This is a genomic window from Streptomyces sp. NPDC088817 (genome assembly GCF_044750345.1).
Taxonomy (GTDB): domain Bacteria; phylum Actinomycetota; class Actinomycetes; order Streptomycetales; family Streptomycetaceae; genus Streptomyces.
In genome coordinates, this window is record NZ_JBIVJN010000015.1 from 49,181 (window position 1) to 71,440 (window position 22,260).

The following is a 22,260-nucleotide window of genomic DNA, read 5'->3' on the forward strand; positions in this document are numbered from 1 at the left end:
ACGACCGTCATGAAAAGTCCATATTAAGGGTCTCTTTAGCGACCTGAGATAGCGTCGTTCCGAGCATGAGCTTGCCGATGAACGCACGTTTTCAGTCAATGGGGAGGACTGAAGTGGAAATCACTCGACAGGCCGGTGAGAAGATGGGGGCGGTGGTCGAGTCCTTCGATCTTGCCACTGCTTCGGACGGGGACTTCGAGGAGCTCAAGGCCCGGACCTACCGCGACAAGATCCTGGTGCTCAAGAACCAGGATCTTTCACCCGAGCGATTCCTCGAACTCGGCAGGAGGCTCGGCACTCCGGAGACCTACTACGAACCGATGTACCAGCACCCCGACGTGAAGGAAGTCTTCGTCTCCTCCAATGTGAGCGACGGGGAAAAGCAGGTCGGGGTGCCGAAGACGGGCAAGTTCTGGCATGCCGACTACATGTTCATGCCGAAACCGTTCGGGCTCACGCTGATCTACCCCCAGGTCATACCGAAGAAGAACCGCGGCACCTACTTCATCGACATGGGGAAGGCCTACGAGAGGCTCTCCGGCGAGCTGAAGGCCACCCTCGCCGACGCGGTGGCGCTGCAGACCGTGCGCCGGTACTTCAAGATCCGTCCGACCGACGTGTACCGCCCGATCTCCGAGATCCTCGACGAGATCGAGACCAAGACGCCGGCGTCGCCGCACCCGGCGGTCTTCAAGCACCCCGGGACCGGCGAGCAGATCCTCTACATCAGCGAGGGGTTCACCGCCGAACTGCGGGACGCCGACGGCAACCGGCTCGACGACTCGGTCCTGAGGGACGCGCTGGAGGCCGTGGGCCAGCTGGACCCGGCGGGCGAGCACGAGAACATCCACCTTCAGACCTTCGAGCAGGGCGACCTCCTGCTCTGGGACAACCGCAGCCTCGTGCACCGCGCGTTGCACACCGCGACGCCGGAGCCCACCGTCTCGTACCGCGTCACCGTGCACGACCACCTCCCGTTCTACGAGGGAATCTCCGCCTGACCAGCCCGTTCCTGCATCTCACGACCGAGGAAGAGTCGTCATGACCACAGCGCAGCCGGCCCCCAGGCATCCGAACCCGTTCGATGAGGCGTTCTTCAAGGACCCGTATCCCACCTACGCCGAGTTGCACAGGACGGGCGCGCCCCTGCACCGCGTGTCCCTGTCGGACGGCAACGACGTCTGGCTCATCACCGGCTACGAGGAGGCCAGCGAGGCGCTCAAGGACCGCCGCCTGGTCCGCAACCGCCGGCATGCCGGCCCGGACTACCAGAGCGAGATCCTGCCCGAGATCGTCCGCTCCGGGAACCTGCACATGGAGGACGGGCAGATCCACACCCGCCTCCGCCGCTTCATGAACTTCGCCTTCACCCCGAAGCGGGTCGCGGCCATGGTGCCCCGGATCGAGCAGGTCACGAGGGAGCTGCTCGACGCCATGGAGGCCAACGGCGGCGGCGACATCATGGACGGCCTGGCCGCGCCGCTCCCGATCACGATGACCACCGGCATCCTCGGCGTGCCGGACGACCAGCGGGGCGACTTCCGCTACTGGAGCGACGAGCTTCTCGGCGGCGCGCCCGGGCGCGCCCGCGAGGCCGCCGAGCGGCTGCTTGTCTATGTCCAGGGGCTCATCGACCTGAAGCGTAGCGAGCCGGCCGACGACCTGATCTCGTACTGGGTCTCGGTCAAGGACGACGAGGGGCAGCCGCTGACCGATCAGGAAATGGTCGGCATGACCTTCTTCCTGCTGCTCGGTGGCTACGACACGACGGTCGGCCAGATCGGTGCCTCCGTGATCGCACTGCTCAAGCACCCGGAGAAGGCCGAGCAGATGCGAACCAACCCGGGGATCATCCCGGACGCGGTCGAGGAACTGATGCGCTGGGACGGCTCGACCCACAGTGGCATCCGGCGGTTCGCGGCCGAGGACGTGGTGATCGGTGGCGAGACCATCGCCGCCGGCGACTGCGTGCTGATCTCACTCGGCGCGGCCAACCGCTGCCCGGTGCGCTTCGCCGACGCCGACAAGCTGGACTTCGAGCGCGAGGAGAACTGGCAGCTCGGATTCGGCCGGGGCCCGCACCACTGTCCGGGCAAGGAGCTCGCCCGGCACGAGCTGCGCATCGCGCTGGGTGAACTGGTCCGCCGCTTCCCGAAGATGCAGTTGGCCGTGCCCGAGGAGGAGGTCGTCTGGCGCCCGTCGTACCTGATCCGGGTCCCGCACAAACTGCCGGTGAGGTTCTGAACACGTCGCCGACGCCGGATACCCCGGGGCCCCGCCGTCCGTACGGCGAGGTGAAGACTCCCTTCGGCGCCGCGGCCCGGGTATTCCATCCGATCCCTGGAAAAGCTGACTGTCGCGCACTGATCTCATCCTGGGGGGTAATGAGATGCCGGCCCTGTCCCAGCCACCGGCACCGGCAACTGAATTCGCCACCGACGAGGTGCTGCTCGAGCAGGTGCTGAAGCCGTACCGGCTCAACTGCCAGTACCTCAAGTCCGCGGTGGTGAAGCTGGCCGACCGCCCTGGAGAGGCGGGACGGGTGTCGGCGTCCTGTGAGTTCGAGATCCCGGAGTCGTGCTACATCGACGACACCGGGCACTTCAACTCGGTCGAATTCAACATCTGCTACAACCAGATGATGTATTACGTGATCGCCAAGGTGGTGAAGGAGCGGCTCCTGGAGCCGCTCTCTTCCTGGAGCATGGCGGATTACTGGTCGCGTCAGCTTGCCGACTTCCTCATCACCGATTTCCGCAGCGCCTTCCGGCGTGCGATGCAAGGTGGGAGGTTCTCCGGTGAGATCGAGATCCTCGACCTCACCGAATGGGAAGGGGACGACCTCCACGAGGCGCTGCTGGTCGCGCAGACCTCCTGCCGTTACTGGGACGAGAACGGCGGCAACTGCCACGGCGAAGTGCGGATAGCCATCACGAACCCGATATGCAATCAGAATCGATCCTGAGGCATTCATGACGAAGACCACGCCACTGGTTGAGCAGCTGCGCGGCCTTTCCCGGCCGGAGCGGCGTTCTCGGGTCGAGGAACTGGCGCGCAGCGAGTTCCGGACCGCGCTGCTCATGTCCGAGGGCGAAGAGGTTCCGCTCGACCAGAACTACTTCGACCTGGGCCTGACCTCACTCCGTGTCACCGAGATCAAGCAGCGCCTGGAGGCGCAGCTCGGCTGCGCCATCGACACGGCGGTGCTCTTCGCGGTACCGACATTGGCCCGCCTCGTGGAATACCTGCAGAACGAGATCCTCCCGACGCTGACCGGGGAGTCGACGGCGTCGGAAGGAAGGGGCGCCGGCACCGTGCCGCCCGCCCGCAAGGCACTGATCACCGACCTGCTGAACGACCTGTACAGGGACTGAACGCATACCTGGTCCGGCCAACGAACTATTCCGGGGGCGCAGCGCTGCCTCTGAAGCGGAGGATCCGTCATGCCCAATCGGCGCCCGGATGCGCAGGGAGAGCTGGACGCTGCTCGCGAAGCACTTCAGGAGCAGCGTCAAGTGCTCAGGGAGTTGCTGCTCGAAAAGTACGAGCCCATTGCGATCGTGGGGGTCGGGATGCGTTTCCCCGGCGGGAACTCCACGCTTCCGGGCTTCGCCGAATTCCTTGAGCAGGGCCGGTCGGGCACGGGGCCGATCCCCGTGGACCGTTGGGACGTGGAGGGGTTCTCCTCGGGCGGTCAGGATGTGAAGGGAAGGATTCGCACGTTCGCCGGCGGATTCCTGGACCGGGTGGACCAGTTCGACCCGCAGTTCTTCAACATCTCGCCGAAGGAAGCGCAGTACATCGATCCGCAGCAGCGGCTCGCGCTGGAGACCGCGTGGGAAGCCCTGGAAGAAGCCGGAATCGACCCGAACAGCCTGCGGAACGGCAACGGCGGTGTCTACGTCGGCGTCTCCACCGTCGACTACACCATCGAGGCGGACGCCCTCGCGTACGAGGAACTGGACGCCAACGTGGGTACCGGGACGGCGCATTCCGCGGTGCCCGGCCGGATCTCGTACTTCCTCGGCTGGCGCGGACCGAGCATGGCCGTGGACACCGCCTGCTCGGCCTCCCTGGTGACTCTGCACCTGGCCGCCGAGGGGCTGCGCCGCGGCGAGTGCGACATCGCGCTGGCCGGCGGGGTGAACGCGATCCACCACCCGCGCAACCACATCGTCTTCTCGCAGGCGAACATGCTCTCCGTCGACGGCGAGTGCAAGACCTTCGACTCCTCCGCCGACGGATACAGCCGCAGCGAGGGCTGCGGCATGGTCGTGCTCAAGCGGCTCACGGACGCCAAGCGCGACGGTGACCGCGTGCTGGCGCTGGTACGCGGTTCGGCCGTGCGCCAGGACGGCGAGAGCGGCGGCCTGACCGTGCCCAACGGCTCGGCCCAGGAAATGGTCATCCGCGCCGCGCTCGACAACGCGGTGCTGGACCCCGCGGACATCCAGTACGTCGAGGCGCACGGCACCGGCACCTCGCTGGGCGACCCCATCGAGATGGGAGCCATCCAGTCCGTCTTCGCCGAGTCGCACTCCAAGGCGGCACCGATCGTCGTCGGCTCGCTGAAGACCAACGTCGGCCACATGGAAGCGGCGGCGGGCATCGGCGGTGTGATCAAGGCGGCGCTGCAACTGCACAGCGGGAGGATCTATCCGCACCTGAACATGGCGACCCCCTCGGAGCACATCCCGTGGGACGACTACTGCGTCGAGGTGCCGGTCGACGGACGGCCCTGGAAGGCGGACACCCGCCGTGCCATCGTCAACTCCTTCGGTTTCGCGGGCACCATCGCCTGCGCCGTACTGGAGCAGGCCCCCGCCTTCGCCCCGGCCGAACCGTCGGCGACCGACGGGGGGCACATCTTCACCCTCTCGGCGAAGAACGACAAGGCCCTGGCGCTCCAGATGGAGCGCCACCGTGCGCACCTCGCCGAGCATCAGGATCTGAGCCTGGCCGACGTCTGCTACACCAGCAACGTCGCCCGGGCCCACTTCGGCAGCAGGCTGGTGGGCGTCGTACGCGACACCGAGGAACTGACCGCGCTGCTCGCCCGCACCCCCACCGCCGGCCCCGAACTGAGCAGGACCGCCTTCCTCTTCACCGGCCAGGGCTCCCAGTACACGGGCATGGGCAGGCCGCTCTACGACGCCTATCCGGTGTTCCGGGAGCACATGGACGCCTGTGACCGGCTCTTCGAGGCGCGTGTCGGCCGGTCCGTCAAGGCACTCCTCCTCGGCGACGCCGAGGACCCGGAGGCGATCGACCAGACCTGCTTCACCCAGCCCGCGCTGTTCTCCCTGGAGTACGCCACCGCACGGCTGTGGCTGAGCTGGGGCGTCCAGCCGAGCGTCCTGATCGGCCACAGCATCGGCGAAGTGGTCGCGGCGACCGTGGCTGGACTCTTCTCGCTGGAGGACGCGGTCCGCCTGGTCGCGGCCAGGGCCCGGCTGATGCAGTCCGTCACCGCGCCCGGCGCGATGGTCGCCGTGGAAGCCGGGGGGAACGAGGTCGCCCCCCTCCTCGAAGCTTACGAGGACGTCACCTTCGGCGCCTTCAACGCCCCTGGTCACTGCGTCGTCTCCGGCGGTGAGGCTTCCGTCGTGGCCATCACCGGCCAGCTCGAGGAGCGCGGTGTGCGCACCAAGCGGCTCGCGGTCTCGCACGCCTTCCACTCGCCGCTGATGGCAGAGGTCTTCGACGCCTTCCGCGAGGAGATCCAGGACATCACCTTCCACGAGCCCGAGTTCACTCTGGTCTCCAACGTTTCCGGCCGGGTCGCCGACGTCGCCGGGATGTCCACCCCCGAGTACTGGGTGCGGCACATCGCGGAGCCCGTCGACTTCCAGGCCGGCATGGCCGCCATCGGCGCCCGCGGCCGCCACGTCTTCATCGAAGTGGGTCCCTCGGGGACTCTGTTGGGACTGGGCAAGCGGATCCTGGACGCCAAGGAGCACGTCTGGCTGCGGAGTTCGGCGAAGGGTGACACGGACTCCTCGGTCATCCGGGCGTCGGTGGCCGAGTGCTACGCCGCCGGCCTGGGGATCGACTGGGCGGGTTACCACCAGGGGCGCGGTGGGCGGCGGACCGCACTGCCGACGTACGCCTTCGACACCAAGCGGTACTGGCTGCCCATCACCGGCGACCGGCACTCCAAGGAGCGCGTGGTCGACGCCTCGCGGGCGTACAACCCGCTGCTCGGTGTCGAGGTGAGCACCGCCGCGCAGCTCCGGGACGGCATGCGCGAGTTCGCCGCCGAGATCGGCCCCGAGCAGCCGTCCTACCTGCTCGACCACGTCGTCATGGGACAGACGGTGTTCCCCGGCGCCGGCTACGTGGAGATCCTGCTCGCCCTGCAGGACGCGGTCTACGGCGAGAGCGGCCGCGTCCTGCAGGACGTGGCCATCCAGGAGCCGGTCATCCTCTCGGACGAGCGGCGCACCGAGCTCCGTACCCGGCTGCGGGAACTCCCCGGCGGCGGCGCGGAGGTCGAGATCCTCAGCCGGATACCGGGAGCCGACAACGCCATCGAGCGCTGCCACGTCACCGCCCGCATCGGCACGGACTACACACTCCTTCCGGAACTGCGGGAGGTCGCGGCGGAGTTGGAGAGCAAGGCGGCGGCCGAGGGTCGTCCGTCGCTGCCCCGCCGCCCAGACGACCTGTACGCGGAGTTCGCCGACCTCGGGCTCGAATACGGCCCGGAGTTCCAGCGCATCGAGCACATCGCACGCCAGGGCGACGGCGTCTCCGTCGCCCGGCTGCGCGGCCGGGCGGCCCACGCGCTGGAGCACCTGCCGCCGGTCGTGCTCGACAACGTCACCCAGTCGCTGGCCGGAGTGCTGGACAACGGCAACACCTACCTCCCGGTCGGCTTCTGCCGCTTCCAGCTGCTGAAGAAGCCCAAGAGCGACGAACTGCGCAGCTACGTGCGGCTCACCAGTGAGGAGAACACCGACGGTGAGATGACCGCGGACATGCTCCTGACGGAGCAGGGCCGGCCGGTGTTCGTCGTGCGCGGCTTCCGGCTGAAGAAGGTCACCGCTGCCGCGGGCGCCCCGCGCCGGCAGCTGTTCCACGAGCCGCGCTGGGTGAAGCGCTCCCTGGTACGCCAGGGCGGCGGCGAACGCGAACGGCGCGTCCTGGTGGCCAACCGGGGCGCGGCGGACCTCGAGTCCGTACGCGAGCACCTCGAAGCGGGCGGCGCCTCCCTGACGTTCGCGCCGGACGCGAACGGGGCAGCCGGGCTGCTGGGGGATCGGCCCACCGATGTCTGCTGGTTCTGGAAGAGCGCACCCGGCCCGGTCACCGCCGAGCGCCTGCGGTCGGAGTGCGAGGCCAACTACCGCGAGCTGCTGGAGCTCCTGGCGGCGCTGGAGAAGGCGGCGTTCGGGCGCGGCCAGCGGTTGTGGCTGGTCACCGAGGGGGCCCAGCGGCTGCCCGGTGACCGCCCCGGCCGGCCGGGCCGTGCCTCGGAGGTCTCGCCCGCCGCGACTCTGTGGGGCTTTGGCCTCACGCTGTGGAACGAGTACCCCGCCTACCAGGCCACGCTGATCGACCTCCCCGTCGGCGGCGACAGCAGGGCCCTGGCCGACGAGCTGCTGATCGCCGAGCCGGACGAGTACCAGGTCGCCTTCCGGGACGGCAACCGGCACGTGCGCCGGATCCACCGCGCCGACCCGGCCGGTACGAACGACGCCAACTTCGAGCTCGCCATCACCGAGTTCGGGGAGTTCTCCAACGTCCGGCCCGTGCCCATCGAGGACGTGGCACCCGAGGGCGACCAGATCCAGGTCCAGGTGCACGCGGCGGGCCTGAACTTCAAGGACGTCCTCAACGTGCTGGGGCTGCTCAAGGCCCACGCGGAGGACAGCGGTGTCGAGTACCGGCCGCTGGACCTCGGCTTCGAGGGCGCCGGCACGGTGGTCGCGGCCGGCCCCGACGCCGAGTTCCGGCCCGGCGAGGAGGTGCTGCTCAGTCACCTCGGCTGTATGAAGCGGCGCGTCACCGTGCCGTCGGCGATGGCGGTGCGCAAGCCCGCCAACATCGGGTTCGCCGAGGCGGCCGGACTGGCCACCGCCTATGTCACCGCCTACTACGCGCTGCACGGCCTGGCCGGCATCAAGCAGGGCGACAAGATCCTCATCCACGCGGCGGCCGGCGGTGTGGGCCAGGCCGCGGTACAGCTGGCCAAGCTCGCGGGCGCCGAGATCATCGCCACCGCCGGCCCCCGCAAGCAGGAGCTGCTGCGCGCCCAGGGTGTCGAGCACGTCTTCAACTCGCGCACCCTGGAGTTCGCCGACCAGGTACTGGAGGTCACCGGCGGCAAGGGCGTCGACATCGTCCTGAACAGCCTGAACAAGGACTACATCACGGCCGGTATGAGGGCGCTCGGCGAGGGCGGCCGGTTCGTCGAGCTCGGCAAGATCGGCATCTGGTCGGCCGAGCAGGCGCGTGCGGCACGGCCGGACGTCACGTACTACAACTTCGACCTCAGTGAGTTTGCCGAAGAGAAGCTTCAGAAGGTCAACAAGGGCATCCTCCAGACGGTGGCGGGGCTGCTCTCCGAGGGTGCGGTGCAGCCGCTCCCGACGACCGTCCACACCCTGGACGAGGTCGAAGAGGCGTTCGCGGTCCTCAGCCGCGGAGCCAACGTCGGCAAGCTGGTGATCAGCTTCGAGCAGGAGGACGGCTTCCAGGAGCGCCCGGTCACCGTCACGGCCGACCGCTCGTACGTGATCACCGGCGGTATGGGCGCCCTGGGGCTGGTGATGGCGCAGAAGCTCGTCGACCTCGGCGCCCGGGACCTCCTCCTGGTCGGCCGACGCGCCGTCCCGGAGCCGGATGCCGCAGCGCTCGCCGCCGAGCTGGGCGAGGGGGTACGGGTCAGCACGCTCCAGTGCGACGTGGCCTCGCCCGACGACGTCCGGCGGCTCGTCGACTTCGTGACGGCCGGACAGCACCCGCTGGGCGGCGTTCTGCACACGGCCGGCGTCCTCGCGGACATGCCGATCTCCTCCCTCTCCTGGGAAAGCATCGACAAGGTCTTCCAGCCCAAGGTGTACGGGACCTGGCACCTGCACGAGGCGCTGCGCAACCTGCCGGACGCGCCGTTCTTCGTCGGCTTCTCCTCGATCGCCTCGGTGGTCGGGTCGTCCGCGCAGGGCAACTACGCGGCCGGCAACGCGTTCATCGACGCTCTCATGCAGTGGCGCGGGGCGCGGGACCTGCCGGGCCTGAGCATCAGCTGGGGCCCCTGGGCCGAGGTGGGCATGGCCGCGGAGCTGAGCGAGCAGCTGATCCGCGGCATCGAGTCCCAGGGCATGAAGTTCCTCAAGCCCGCCGACGGCACCCGCTCGATGTTCAAGGCGCTCGGGAAGCCCGCCGCGCACCTGATGATCGGCGAGTTCGACTGGGACCGCTTCGTCTCGGGCCGACCGGCCGCCAACGCCTTCTACCACGAGGTGGCCGGGGCCGGCGGCGCCGGTGTCCGCACCGTCGACCTGGACGCGCTGCGTGCCCTGCCGAAGTCCGAACGGCTCGCCCGCGTCAACGAGCTGGTCCGTGCCCGGATCGCGGGACTGCTCCACTTCGAGGGACCCGACGACGTCGGCGGCAATGCGAAGTTCCTCGAACTGGGACTGGACTCGCTCAGCGCGGTGGAACTGAAGAACAGCCTCGAAGCGGCCTTCCAGGTGCCGCTGTCCTCCGCGATCGTCTTCGACTACCCGTCCGTCGGGCTGCTCACCGAGTACCTGGAGCAGCAGCTCGTACCGCGGGCGGCGGCCGAGGACGAGCAGTCCGCGGACGACGTGGCGGCGCTCTCCGACGCCGAGGCCGACGCCGAGCTCGCCGCGATGATGGAGCTGTGACCCGGTGAAGGACTACATCGAGTCGTTGCAGGGGCTTTCCAAGTCCCAGCTGGTGCTGCTGCTGGCACGACAGCACCGCCAGGAGACCGAGCGGATCGCCGTCGTCGGCATGGCGTGCCGGTTCCCCGGCGGCATCGACGGCCCCCAGCAGTACTGGGACGCGCTGCGCACGGGCCGCAGCGTCCTCGCCGAAGCGGGCGGGATCCCCAAGGACTCCACCGGGCGCCCCCGGTGGAACGTCTCGGCGCCGGACCTGGCGCCGCTGGCCGGCCTGCTCGCCCAGGGCGCCTACCTGGACGCCGTCGACCTCTTCGACGCCGAGCGCTTCGGCATCCCGGACGAGGAGGCGCGGCACATGGACCCACAGCAGCGGCTGCTGCTGGCCTGTGCCGCCGAGGCGCTGGAGGACGCGGCACCGTTCGACCCGGGAGAGGCCAGGGTGGGTGTCTTCGCCGGGGTGAGCACGGTGGAGTACAGCTTCGCCGCGCTCCGTAACGGCCTGGGTGCCGAGGGGCTCTCCCCGTACATGGGAACCGGCGGAGCGCTCAGCGCGACGGCCGCCCGGGTCGCCACCGGGCTCGGCCTGAACGGTCCTGTGCTGACCGTCGACACGGCGTGCTCCTCCGCCCTGACCGCGACCCACCTGGCCTCGTCGGCGCTGCGCCGCGGCGAGTGCGACGTGGCCGTCGTCGGCGCCTGCCACCTGATGCTCGCGCCCTTCACCGCGGGCGTCTTCGAGCAGGCGGGGATGCTCTCGCCCACCGGGCGCAGCCGCCCCTTCGACAGCGAGGCCGACGGCCACGTCCGGGGCGAGGGCTGCGGGGTGCTCGTGCTCAAGCGCGAGCGCGACGCGCGGGCCGCTGGCGACCGGCCGTACGCGCTGATCAAGGGCAGCGGCGTCTACCAGCACGGGGACCGGCCGACGATGGCGGCCGTCTCGTCCGTGGCGCAGCGCCGGGTGATGGCGCAGGCGCTGCGGGACGCCGCCGTCGACCCGCACCAGGTGCAGTACATCGAGGCCCAGGCCAACGGTTCCAAGCTGGGCGGGGTCATCGAGGCGGAGGCGATCGCCGAGACGTACCGGCGTGCCACGAGCGACGCGCCGCCGCTGTACCTGGGCTCGGCCAAGGCCAACCTCGGTTACCTGGAGACGGCCTCCGGGGCCGCCGGGCTGATCAAGGCCGCGCTGGCTCTCAGGAACCGTGTCATCCCGCCACAGCCGGGGATCGACACCCCCGACCCGGCGGTGCCCTGGGACCGCACCGGCCTCCGGCTGCCCCGCGCGGCCGTGCCGTGGCCCGAGGCCGAGTCCCCGATGGCCGCGGTGAGTTCGTTCGGGTTCACCGGCACCAACGCACATGTGCTGATGCAGGGGGGCGAGGACCTGGAGCCCCGGCCCGTGCCGCACAGCACGGCGGGCCAGGGGCGCCGCCACTGGCCCGACGACAACATCTGGGGCTGACACGGCAGTGCAGCGAGGTCTGGGAACGAGGAAGCGAGGAGCAGCGATGTACTTTCCGAACCTGCGGACGCTCGACGCGAGCGTGGCGTTCCACGCCGGGCGCCGCCCGGACCACCCGGCCGTGCTGTGCGAGGGGCGGACCGTCACGTACGGCGAGCTGCACCGGCGCAGCAACCGCATGGCGCACGCGCTGCGTGCGGCCGGTGTGTCGGATCAGGCCAGGATCGGCTATCTCGGCAAGGAGTCGGAGCACTACTACGAGGTGCTCTTCGCCTGCGCCAAGACGGGAACGGTCCTGGTGCCCATCAACTGGCGGCTGACCGTCGGCGAGGTGGACCACATCCTGCGGGATTCCCGGACGGAACTCCTTTTCGTGGAGGAGGAGTTCCGCGCGCTCGCCGAAAAGGCGATCACAGCCCTGGCCCACCGGGTCCAGGTCGTCGTCGTGGACCACGAGGGCGACGAGGGCGCGGGCATCCTCGGCTGGGCCGCCGACCACCCGGACACGGACCTGGCACGGTCCGTGCGCGAGGACGACCCGGTCGCGCAGCTGTACACCAGCGGAACGACCGGACTGCCCAAGGGAGTCGTGCTCGCCCACCGCAGTTTCTTCAAGGTCCGGGACGCGCTGGCGTCCGCGGGGCTGTCCTGGATCGACTGGCAGGAAGGCGACGTGAGCCTCATCGGCATTCCCGGCTTCCACGTTGGCGGGCTGTGGTGGGCCACCCAGGGCTTCCACGCCGGCATCACCAACGTCGCCATGCGGATGTTCATCAGCGGTGAGGCGGTACGGCGGATCCGTGAACTCGGCATCACCACGGCGTGCGTGGTGCCCTCGATGCTGCAGATGGTGCTCAGTGAACCGGAGGCCGGCGACGAGGACTTCGCGTCGCTGCGCAAGGTGGTCTACGGCGGTTCCCCGATCTCCGAACGGCTCCTGGAACAGGCCGTCGAACGGATCGGCTGCGACTTCGCGCAGATCTACGGACTGACCGAGACGGGCAACACCGCGGTGTGCCTGCCGCCCCACGAGCATGTGGCCGGCGGCCCGCGGATGCAGGCGGCGGGCCGGCCGTACCCCGGCTTCGAGATCAAGATCGTGGACCGCGACGGCACCCGCCTCGAGGGGCGTTCGGTGGGCGAGGTGTGCCTCCGCACGCCCGCTCACATGGTCGAGTACTGGGGGCTGCCCGAGGCCACCGCGAACACCCTGGTGGATGGCTGGATCATGACGGGTGACGCCGGCTACCTCGACGAAGAGGGGTATCTGTTCGTCTGTGACCGGATCAAGGACACGATCATCGTGGCGGGGGAGAACGTCTATCCGGCGGAGATCGAGAACGCGCTGACCAAGCACGAGGCGGTGCTGGAGGCCGCGGTGGTCGGCGTGCCCGACGAGCGGTGGGGGGAGGCGGTCCGGGCGTTCGTGGTACTGCGTCCCGGGACGAGCACGACGCCGCGGGGACTGATGATGTCGCTGAAAGGGAGGATCGCGGACTTCAAGATCCCGACAGGGTACGAGTTCATCGGCACGCTTCCCAGGAACCCCAGCGGCAAGATCCTCCGCCGAGAGCTGCGCGACAGGTTCTGGCAGGGGCAGCACCGCAAGGTCAACTAGGCGTGCTGCCCCCTCGACGCCGGCCGCCTGCTGGCCGTCGGCAGGAATTGCAGGTGATGTGATGAGTTCGTCTTTCGCTGCCGTGCGCAGGGTGCTGAATGCCGCCTCGTACGTCTCCCCCCGGCTGCTCGGCGGTTACGTGTGGCGGCTGTTCTGCGAGCCGGTCGCACGCGACAAGGTGCGCGGCGCCCAGCAGCCGGTCCACGACCAGGCCGTGGTGGAGAAGTTCACCGTGGACGGCAAGGACGTGGTGACCTACCGCTGGGGCGAGGGCGGCAACCCCGTGCTGTTCATCCATGGCTTCGGCGGCCGGGCAGCCAACTTCGCCGGGTTCGTCCACGGGCTCCAGCAGCTCGGCGTCACCGCGGTGGCGTACGACGCCTTCGGCCACGGCGACTCCGGGGGCAAGGGGGTGACGATCCTGGAACACCTGGCCGTGCTGCGGCAGTTGCAGGACCGCCACGGGCCCTTCCGCGCGGTCATCGGGCACTCGTTCGGCGGCACCGCCGGGTACCTCGCGCTGCGGCGCGGCATCAAGGCCGACCGACTGGTGTCCATCGCCTCCGTGGGCGAATTCGCCTCCCTGCCGGGCACGTTCTGTAAGCAGCTGGGCCTGCGGTCGGTGTACGCAGGGGAGTTGCGGCGCCGCACCGAGCTGCTCTTCGCGTCCGAGCCGGACCCCTGGAACGCCTTCTCGCCCGTGCACCGCCCGGAGGAGATCGAGCAGCCGGTTCTCGTGGTGCACGACCGGAACGACCGCGAAGTCGACGTGGAGCAGGGCCGCCGCATCGTCGCCGCGTACGGCGACCGGGTCGGGTTCCTGCTGACGGAGGGGCTCGGACACCGCCGGATCCTGGGCGACAGCGAGGTGATCACCAAGGTGCTGGCGTTCGCCGTCGGCGAGGAAGTGACACCTGAGAAGTAGCGCACGGACTCGCCGGTAACCAGTAATCACGAACCTAGGTGAGAGCGATGACCAGCACTGTGCCAAGCCCACGGAGCGAACCGATCGCCGTCGTCGGCATGGCCTGCCGGCTGCCCGGGGCCGCAGGACCGACGAGCTTCTGGGAACTGCTCCGCGAGGGGCGGGACGGCATCAGCGAGGTCCCCTCCGGCCGTTGGACGGCCGAGGGGGCGTCCGCGTCGCAGCCCGGCAGCACCGGCCGGGGCGGATTCGTGGACGGTATCGGCGAGTTCGACGCGGGCTTCTTCGGCGTCTCGCCGCGGGAGGCCGCGTCGATGGACCCGCAGCAGCGGCTGATGCTGGAGCTGAGCTGGGAGGCCGTCGAGGACGCCGGCATACCCGCTTGGGACGTCCACGGCAGCCCTGCCGGCGTCTTCTTCGGCGCCATCGCCGGAGACTACGACGCGCTGCTGAACCAGTACGGAGCGGGCAGCATCACGCGGCACTCCTTCACCGGGCTGCAGCGCGGCCTGATCGCGAACCGGGTCTCGCACCTGTTCGGACTGGCGGGCCCCAGCCTCACCCTCGACTCCGGGCAGTCCTCCTCGCTGGTCGCCGTCCACATGGCCTGCGAGAGCCTGCGCTCCGGCGAGTCCGAACTCGCCCTCGCGGGCGGGGTGCATCTCAACCTCGTCCTGGAGTCGGCGCTGCGCGCCGACCGGTTCGGGGTGCTCTCGCCCGACGGTCGCTGCTACGCGTTCGACTCCAGGGCCAACGGGTTCGTCCGCGGCGAGGGCGGCGTGGTGTTCGTCCTGAAGCCGCTGTCCAGGGCGGTCGCCGACGGCGACGACATCATCTGCCTGATCCTCGGCAGCGCGGTCAACAACGACGGCCGGGGCGAGGCCGTCGGCGTGCCCGACCCGGCGGCCCAGAGCGCGGTCATCAGGGCGGCCCAGCGCCGCGCGCGGGTCCGGCCCGGCGACATCCAGTACGTCGAACTGCACGGCACCGGCACGGCACGCGGCGACGAGCTGGAGGCGGCCGCCCTCGCCTCCGTGTTCGCCGGATCGCGGGAGCCCGGCTCCCCGCTGCTCGTGGGGTCGGCGAAGACCAACGTGGGGCACCTGGAAGGCGCGGCCGGCGCCGTCGGACTGCTGAAGGCCGCCCTGAGCATCAGGAACGGCGAGTTGCCCGGGAGCCTGAACTACGCGTCGCCCGGGCCCCGCCCGCTCCACGGCGAGGCCGACCTCAAGGTCCGGCGCGGCCACGGACCCTGGCCGCGTCCCGGCCGGCGGCTGCTGGCCGGCGTCAGCTCCTTCGGCATCGGCGGGACCAACTGTCACGTCGTCCTCGGCCCGGCCCCCGGGGCCGCCGGGCAGGACACCCGGCGGACGGCGCCGGAGGCCATGGCCTGGCCGCTCAGCGCCAGGAGCCGGCCGGCGCTCCAGGCCAAGGCACGTGACCTCGCCGAGCAGCTGGCCCGCTTCCCGGACCTCCGGCCCGAGGACGTGGGCCTCTCGCTGGCCACGACGCGCTCGGCGATGGACCTCCGGGCCGTGGTCGTCGCCGGCGACCGCACCGAGTTCGGCGCGGCGCTCGACGCGCTCGCGGCGGGTGATGCGGACGCCACCACGGCGTACGGCGCCGCGCGGCGCCCGCCCAAGGTCGTGTTCGTCTTCCCCGGCCAGGGATCGCAGTGGGCCGGCATGGCCCTCGGCCTGCTGGAGAGCTCCCAGGTCTTCCGGGCGGAACTGGAGGCGTGCGGACGGGCGCTGGCCCCGTACGTCGACTGGTCCCCGGCCGACGTGCTGCGCGGGGCCCCCGGAGCGCCGGGCCTGGACGAGGTGGAGGTCGTCCAGCCCCTGCTGTTCTCGGTCATGGTCTCGCTGGCCGCCGTGTGGCGCGCGCACGGCGTCGAACCCGACGCCGTCGTGGGCCACTCCCAGGGTGAACTGGCCGCCGCCTACGTCTGCGGTTCCCTGACGCTGGAGGAAGCCGCCCGCGCGGTCGCCCTGCGCAGCCGGGCCATCGCCAGGATCGCCGGGACCGGCGGGCTGCTGTCCATCGCCCTGTCGGCCGACCGCGTCATGCCTTATCTGGAACGCTCCGAGCGCGAACTGTCCGTGGCCGTGGTCAACAGCCCCCGGTCGACAGCCGTCGGCGGAGCTCCCGAAGCACTGGCCGCACTGGCCGCCGCCTGCGCGCGGGACGGGGTGCGCAGCCGCCCGATCCTCATCGACTACGCCTCGCACTCCCCTCAGGTCGAGGCCATCCGCGACGAGGTGCTCGACGCGCTGAAGGACGTCTCTCCCCGCCGATCGGACGTCCCCTTCTACTCCAGCACCGACGGCGGCCCGCTGGACACGCTCCGCCTGGACGCCGGGTACTGGTTCAGGAACCTGCGCGAGGCCGTGCGGTTCGAGCGCGCGACCAGGGCGCTGCTGGACTCGGGACACAACGTCTTCATCGAGGTGAGCCCGCATCCGGTGCTGGTGGCCGGGATGCTGGACACGATCGAGGACGCGGCGCAGGCGTCCCCCGGCGAGCCCGTCGAAGCCGCCGTCGTCGGCACCCTCCAGCGGGATGAGGGTGGCGTCGAGCGCTTTCTGCGGTCCGCCGCCGAGGCCTATGTGCACGGCGTCCCGGTCGACTGGGCGAAGGGGTACGCCGGGACCGGTGCCCGCCGGGTCAAGCTGCCCGGCTACCCCTTCCAGCGCCGTCGGCACTGGCTGGCAACCCCCCGGACTCCGGTCCCCGGCACGCCCGCCTCCGACGCTCTCCCCGCCTCGTCCGTCGAAGCGGTACCGGATGGGGAGCAGGCCGTCGAGCGGCCGGGGCCGCTCGGCGAGCGGGAGGCGCTGGACCTCGTCCGCCGGCACGCCGCGCTGCTGCTCGGACACGACAGTGCCGAGGCGATCGACGGACGGCTGGCCTTCCGCGACCTGGGATTCGACTCCCTCAGCTCCGTCCGGCTGCGCCAGCGGCTCGTCGAGGCCACCGGCCTGAAGCTGCCCGTCAGCACGGTCTACGACCACCCGACGCCGTTCGCGCTGGCCGGCAGGATCCGGCATCTGCTGTCGTCGTCCGCCGGCGGCGAAGCCGCCACGCCGGCTGCCGCGGAGGCCGAGGACGACCCGGTCGTCATCGTCGGCATGGCCTGCCGCTATCCCGGCGGGGTGACATCCCCCGAGGACCTGTGGCGCCTCGTGGCGGAGGGCGAGGACGCCGTCGGGGACTTCCCGGCCGACCGCGGCTGGGACCTCCAGGGCCTGTACCACCCCTCACCGGAGCACCGCGGGACCACGTACGCGCGGCACGGCGGATTCCTCCACGACGCTGCCCGGTTCGACGCGGCGTTCTTCGGCATCAGCCCCCGTGAGGCGCTGGGCATGGACCCGCAGCAGCGCATTCTGCTGGAGACCGGCTGGGAGGCGTTCGAGCGGGCCGGCATCGTTCCCGAGACGCTGCGCGGCACGCGCACGGGCGTCTTCATCGGGGCGATGCCCTCCGGGTACGGACCGCCGCTCGGCGAGGCACCGGAGGACCTGGAGGGCTATCTGCTGACGGGTTCGAGCCCGAGCGTGCTCTCCGGCCGGCTCTCCTACACCTTCGGGCTGGAGGGGCCGGCGGTGACGGTCGACACCGCCTGCTCGTCCTCGCTGGTCGCACTCCACCTGGCGGTTCAGGCCCTGCTGCGTGGTGAGTGCTCGATGGCGCTGGCCGGCGGCGTGACCGTGATGGCGACGCCCGGCATGTTCCTGGAGTTCAGCCGCCAGCGCGGTCTGTCGCCCGACGGCCGGTGCAAGGCCTTCTCCGCCGACGCGGACGGCACGGGATGGGGCGAGGGCGCCGGAGTCCTGCTGCTGGAACGGCTCTCCGAGGCCCGCTGCCGCGGCCACCGCGTGCTCGCCGTGGTCCGCGGTACGGCGACGAACCAGGACGGCGCGAGCAACGGACTGACGGCACCGAACGGCCCCGCGCAGGAGCGGGTCATCCTGGACGCCCTGGCCGCGGCCCGGCTCACCCCCGGCCAGGTCGACGTCGTGGAGGCGCATGGCACCGGCACGGTCCTGGGCGACCCCATCGAAGCGGGCGCGCTGTTCGCGACGTACGGGGAAGACCGCCCCGACGGCCGTCCGCTGTGGCTGGGCTCGCTGAAGTCCAACACCGGCCACTCCCAGGCCGCGGCCGGAGTGGGCGGCATCATCAAGATGGTCATGGCGATGCGGCACGGCGTCATGCCGCGCTCGTTGCACAGTGACCGCCCCTCCTCCCACGTCGACTGGTCCGCGGGGAGCGTGCGGCTGCTGCAGGAGGCGATGCCCTGGGAGCGGGCCGACGGCCCCCGCCGGGCCGGCGTGTCGTCCTTCGGTATCAGCGGCACCAACGCCCACGTGGTGATCGAGGAGGCGCCGGACCCCGGCTCCGGGACCGGTGCCCCGGCTCCGGAGCCGACGACCGGGCCGGTGCCGCTGCCGCTGACGGCCAGGAGCGCGGCCGCGCTGGGCGCCCAGGCGAACGCGCTCCGCGCCCACACGGCGGCCGGGGACGCCGGCCTGCTCGACCTCGGCCACAGCCTGGCCGCCACCCGCTCGGTGTTCGAGCACCGGGCCGTGGTGCTCGCGTCGGACCGTGCCGAGCTCTCCGGAGGCCTGGAAGCCCTGGTGAACGGTGCCCCGGCGGGGAACGTGACACGGGGCGCGGCGACGCCCGGCCGGGTCGCCTTCCTCTTCACCGGTCAGGGCAGCCAGTACCCGGGCATGGGCCGCGACCTGTACGCGGCCCACCCCGCTTTCGCCCGGGCCCTGGACGAGGTCTGCGCGCATCTGGACCCCCACCTCGGAGGTCCGCTCCGCGATGTGATGTTCGCCGGCGAGGCGGACGGGGAAACAGCGCTCGTGCACCGTACGGAGTGGACCCAGCCGGCCCTGTTCGCCTTCGAAGTGGCCCTGTTCCGGCTGCTCGAACACTGGGGCGTCACCCCGGATCATCTGCTGGGCCATTCCGTCGGTGAGATCGCGGCCGCGCATGTGGCCGGAGTCCTGTCGCTGCCGGACGCCTGCCTCCTGGTGGCGAGCCGCGCCCGGCTGATGGGCGGGCTGCCGGACGGCGGGGCGATGGTGTCGCTGGAGGCGGCCGAGCACGAAGTCACCGAGTGGATCGCGACGCACGGCGCCGAGCTGGACGTCGCGGCGGTCAACGGCCCGGACGCGACGGTCGTCGCGGGGGACGCGGACTGGGCGGCACGCATTACGGCGCAGTGGCAGCGGCGCGGCCGCCGGGCCAAGCGGCTGACCGTGAGCCACGCCTTCCACTCCGCGAAGGTGGAGCCCATGCTGGGCGAGTTCGCCCGGGTCGCCGAGACCCTCGACTACCGTCCGCCGGCGCTGCCCGTCGTCTCCAACCTGACCGGTCGGCCGGCCGAGGAGGCGACGCTGTGCTCCGCCGAGTACTGGGTCCGGCACGTGCGGCAGCCCGTGCGGTTCCTGGACGGCATCAGGGCGCTGGAAGCGGCGGGAGTCACCAGGTTCCTCGAAGTCGGGCCCGACGGCGTGCTGGCGTCGATGGCGAAGCGCTCCCTGACGGCGGTCCCGTCGGCCGTGGTGACGGCCGCCGCCCGCCGCAACCGGCCCGCGGAGCGGACGTTCCACGCCGCGCTCGCCGCGCTGTACGTCCAGGGGGTCGATGTCGACTGGGCGGCCGGGCTGTCCCGGGCAGGAGTGCGCACCGTCGCGTTGCCGACCTACGCCTTCGACCGGCAGTCCTACTGGTTGACGACCCCGGCGCGCAGCGGCACCGACCTCGTCGGCGCGGGGCTCGAAGCGGCGGACCACCCGCTGCTCGGCGCGGCGGTCGAACTGCCTGCCTCCGACGGCGTCGTGTACACCGCCAGGCTGTCCCTGGACAGCCACCCCTGGCTGGCCGGCCACGTCGTGCTCGGCACGGTCCTGGTACCGGGCTCCGTGTTCGCCGAGTGGGCCGTGCACGCCGCCGCGGGGACGGGCGGCGGCCGGGTCGGCGAGCTGGTGATCGAAGCGCCCATGGCCCTGTACGAGGGGACCGCGCTCGACGTACGGGTGAGCGTCGGTGGTGCGCAGGCGGACGGTCGCCGCGAATTCGTCGTGCACGCACGGTCGCGGGACGCGTCGCGCGGGGAGTGGACCCGGCACGCGACCGGCCGGCTGGAACCGGCGGAGGCCGGGCGCCCGGCCTCCGCCCCGGCAGCGGAGCGGAGCTGGCCGCCCGCCGGAGCCGTCGAGGTGGACCTCGACGGTGTCTACGAGCGGTTCACCGCACGCGGGCTGCGGTACGGCGGCGAGTTCCGCGGGCTGAGGGCCCTGTGGCAGCTCGGGGACGAGCTCCTCGCCGAAGTCGAACTCCCCGGCGGCGAGGCCGAGGAGGCCCACGGATTCCTCCTCCACCCGGTTCTCCTCGACGCGGCGCTGCACGCGGTTCTCGCGCCGGCGCAGGACCTCGCCCTGCCCTTCGTCTGGCAGGGGATCGAGACGTACGCGCCGAGCGGGCGGCGCCTGCGGGTCCGTGCGACCCCGTTGCGCACGGGCGGCGGATCCGGTGAGCTGTCGGTCACGCTCGCCCTCGCGGACGACACGGGCCGCCCGGTGGCCTCGGTCGAGTCCCTGCGTCTGAAGCGAACCACGCCCGAACAGCTCGGCCGGGCGCTCGGGGAGCGGCAGGGCGAGCTGTACCGGCTGGAGTGGCCGCTCGCCGCCGGCCCGGCGGTCGCCGGCGGGCCGGACGGCCGGTGGGCATTTCTGGGCCGCGACCACCTCGGCCTGACCGGGATGTTCAAGAGCGCCGGAATGCCGGTGGACGTCTGCCCGGACCTGCTGGCTCTCGACACTCTGGTGGGTGCCCCGAAGCCGCCGCCCGCGGCCGTCGTCGTCACGTGCGTGGGGGAGAAGGACACCGTCGACGAGGCGGTCACCGCGGCGAGCCGGCGGGCGCTCAGACTGGTCCAGGAGTGGCTGACCGACGGACGGCTGGCGGCGACCCGGCTGGTGCTCGTCACCGCGGGCGCGGTCGCCACCCGTGCGGACGAGGAGGTCTCCGACGCGGCGGGCGCGGCCGTCTGGGGCCTGATCCGAAGTGCCCAGACGGAACACCCCGGACGATTCGTCCTGGTCGACATCGAACCGGGGGAACGCGGCGTGGACGGGCTGATCGGCGCGATCACGTCCGGCGGGCCGCAGACGGCCGTGCGCTCCGGTGCCGTCCGGGAACCCCGCCTGGCGCCGGTCCGAGGCGGGCGTCACCCGGCCGCGGTGGGCAGCGGACCGTGGACGCCGGACGGCACCGTGCTCATCACCGGCGGAACCGGCATGCTCGGCAGTCTGCTCGCCCGCCACCTGGTGCGGCGGCACGGCGTACGAAAGCTGGCGCTGCTGAGCCGGCGTGGCCGGGCCGCACCCGGCGCCGACGGCCTGGTGGCCGAACTGACCGCACTCGGCGCCGAGGTGTCCGTCCTGGCCTGCGACGTGGCCGACCGTCCGGCGCTGGCCGAGGCACTGGCACGGCTGCGGAAGGACGCTCCGCTGGGCGCCGTGGTGCATACGGCGGGAGTCCTCGACGACGGCACCGTCACGGGGCTGACGCCCAAGCGGCTGCGGCGCGTCCTGAGGGCCAAGAGCACCGCAGCGCTCCATCTCCATGAACTCACCACGGGGGATGCACTGTCGGCATTCGTCCTGTTCTCCTCGGTCATCGGCATGCTCGGTGGCGCGGGGCAGGCCAACTACGCCGCGGCGAACGGTGTCCTGGACGCGCTGGCACACCAGCGCCGGGCGCTCGGGCTGCCCGCCGTCTCGCTGGCCTGGGGCCTGTGGAACCCCGACGCGGGACTCGCGGCGAGCCTGTCCGACGTCGACATCGCCCGCATGGCCCGGTCCGGCCTGGCACCGTTGTCCATGCGGCGCGGGATCGAGCTGTTCGACGCCGCCCTCGCCCGGGACGAGCCCGTGCTCGTGCCTGCCGCGCTCGACGTCAGGGCGCCGCGCACCCGGTCCGGCGGCCTCGCCGGCGTACTCACCGGGCCGGCACCGGCCGGGGCGGCGCCGCAGGCCTCGCTCCGGGACCGGACGGTGGCGCTGCCGGAGGCGGACCGGCCGTCCGCGCTCCTCACGTTCGTCCGGGAGCAGATCGCCGCGGTGATGGGGTACGCCTCGGCGGACGCCGTCGAGCCCGAGCAGGAGTTCTCGGACCTCGGCCTTGATTCGCTGACCACGCTGGAACTCACCAGTCGGCTGACCGCCGCGGCCGGCCTGCGGCTGCCGGCCACCCTCACCTTCGACCACCCCTCCGCCGCCGCGTTGTCGCGGTACCTCGGTGAGCTGCTGACCGGGGAGTCCGTACCGAAACAGCGGTGACCCTCCCCCGCCGTCCT

General features: G+C 71.3%; 9 protein-coding genes. All 9 read left to right on the forward strand.

Annotated features, from left to right (window positions below):
- Positions 1-113: 113 nt before the first annotated feature.
- Positions 114-1,001, forward strand: a complete 888-nt coding sequence (locus ACIP4X_RS25440; RefSeq protein ID WP_358728065.1) for a TauD/TfdA family dioxygenase — start codon at positions 114-116, stop codon at positions 999-1,001.
- Between the two features lie 40 nt (positions 1,002-1,041).
- Entirely contained in the window at positions 1,042-2,244 is a 1,203-nt protein-coding gene (locus tag ACIP4X_RS25445) for a cytochrome P450 (protein WP_358728067.1), read from the forward strand.
- Positions 2,245-2,389: 145 nt separating this feature from the next.
- Positions 2,390-2,965, forward strand: coding sequence for an FcoT family thioesterase (locus ACIP4X_RS25450; RefSeq protein WP_358728069.1), 576 nt, complete (start codon positions 2,390-2,392; stop codon positions 2,963-2,965).
- Positions 2,966-2,972: 7 nt separating this feature from the next.
- Complete coding sequence (locus ACIP4X_RS25455) at positions 2,973-3,374, forward strand: acyl carrier protein (RefSeq protein WP_358728071.1); 402 nt, start codon at positions 2,973-2,975, stop codon at positions 3,372-3,374.
- Between the two features lie 141 nt (positions 3,375-3,515).
- The gene (locus tag ACIP4X_RS25460; RefSeq protein WP_401350778.1) at positions 3,516-9,875 is read left to right on the forward strand and encodes an SDR family NAD(P)-dependent oxidoreductase; all 6,360 of its coding nucleotides are present in this window, start codon (positions 3,516-3,518) and stop codon (positions 9,873-9,875) included.
- Positions 9,876-9,879: 4 nt separating this feature from the next.
- The gene (locus ACIP4X_RS25465; RefSeq protein ID WP_358728075.1) at positions 9,880-11,337 is read left to right on the forward strand and encodes a polyketide synthase; all 1,458 of its coding nucleotides are present in this window, start codon (positions 9,880-9,882) and stop codon (positions 11,335-11,337) included.
- A gap of 46 nt (positions 11,338-11,383) precedes the next feature.
- Positions 11,384-12,955 carry a fatty acid--CoA ligase gene (locus ACIP4X_RS25470; RefSeq protein ID WP_358728077.1) on the forward strand — a complete coding sequence of 524 codons (1,572 nt, stop codon included), beginning with the start codon at positions 11,384-11,386 and terminating at the stop codon, positions 12,953-12,955.
- Positions 12,956-13,016: 61 nt separating this feature from the next.
- On the forward strand, positions 13,017-13,880 hold the full coding sequence (locus tag ACIP4X_RS25475; protein ID WP_358728079.1) for an alpha/beta hydrolase: 864 nt from the start codon (positions 13,017-13,019) through the stop codon (positions 13,878-13,880).
- A gap of 47 nt (positions 13,881-13,927) precedes the next feature.
- The gene (locus ACIP4X_RS25480) at positions 13,928-22,243 is read left to right on the forward strand and encodes a type I polyketide synthase (RefSeq protein WP_401350781.1); all 8,316 of its coding nucleotides are present in this window, start codon (positions 13,928-13,930) and stop codon (positions 22,241-22,243) included.
- Positions 22,244-22,260: the final 17 nt, after the last annotated feature.

What these genes read in the sequence shown, in the direction of transcription:
- ACIP4X_RS25445 (WP_358728067.1), top strand. Translation starts at nt 1,042, where the DNA reads ATGACCACAGCGCAGCCGGCCCCCAGGCATCCGAACCCGTTCGATGAG.
- ACIP4X_RS25450 (WP_358728069.1), top strand. Translation starts at nt 2,390, where the DNA reads ATGCCGGCCCTGTCCCAGCCACCGGCACCGGCAACTGAATTCGCCACC.
- ACIP4X_RS25455 (WP_358728071.1), top strand. Translation starts at nt 2,973, where the DNA reads ATGACGAAGACCACGCCACTGGTTGAGCAGCTGCGCGGCCTTTCCCGG.
- ACIP4X_RS25470 (WP_358728077.1), top strand. Translation starts at nt 11,384, where the DNA reads ATGTACTTTCCGAACCTGCGGACGCTCGACGCGAGCGTGGCGTTCCAC.
- ACIP4X_RS25475 (WP_358728079.1), top strand. Translation starts at nt 13,017, where the DNA reads ATGAGTTCGTCTTTCGCTGCCGTGCGCAGGGTGCTGAATGCCGCCTCG.
- ACIP4X_RS25480 (WP_401350781.1), top strand. Translation starts at nt 13,928, where the DNA reads ATGACCAGCACTGTGCCAAGCCCACGGAGCGAACCGATCGCCGTCGTC.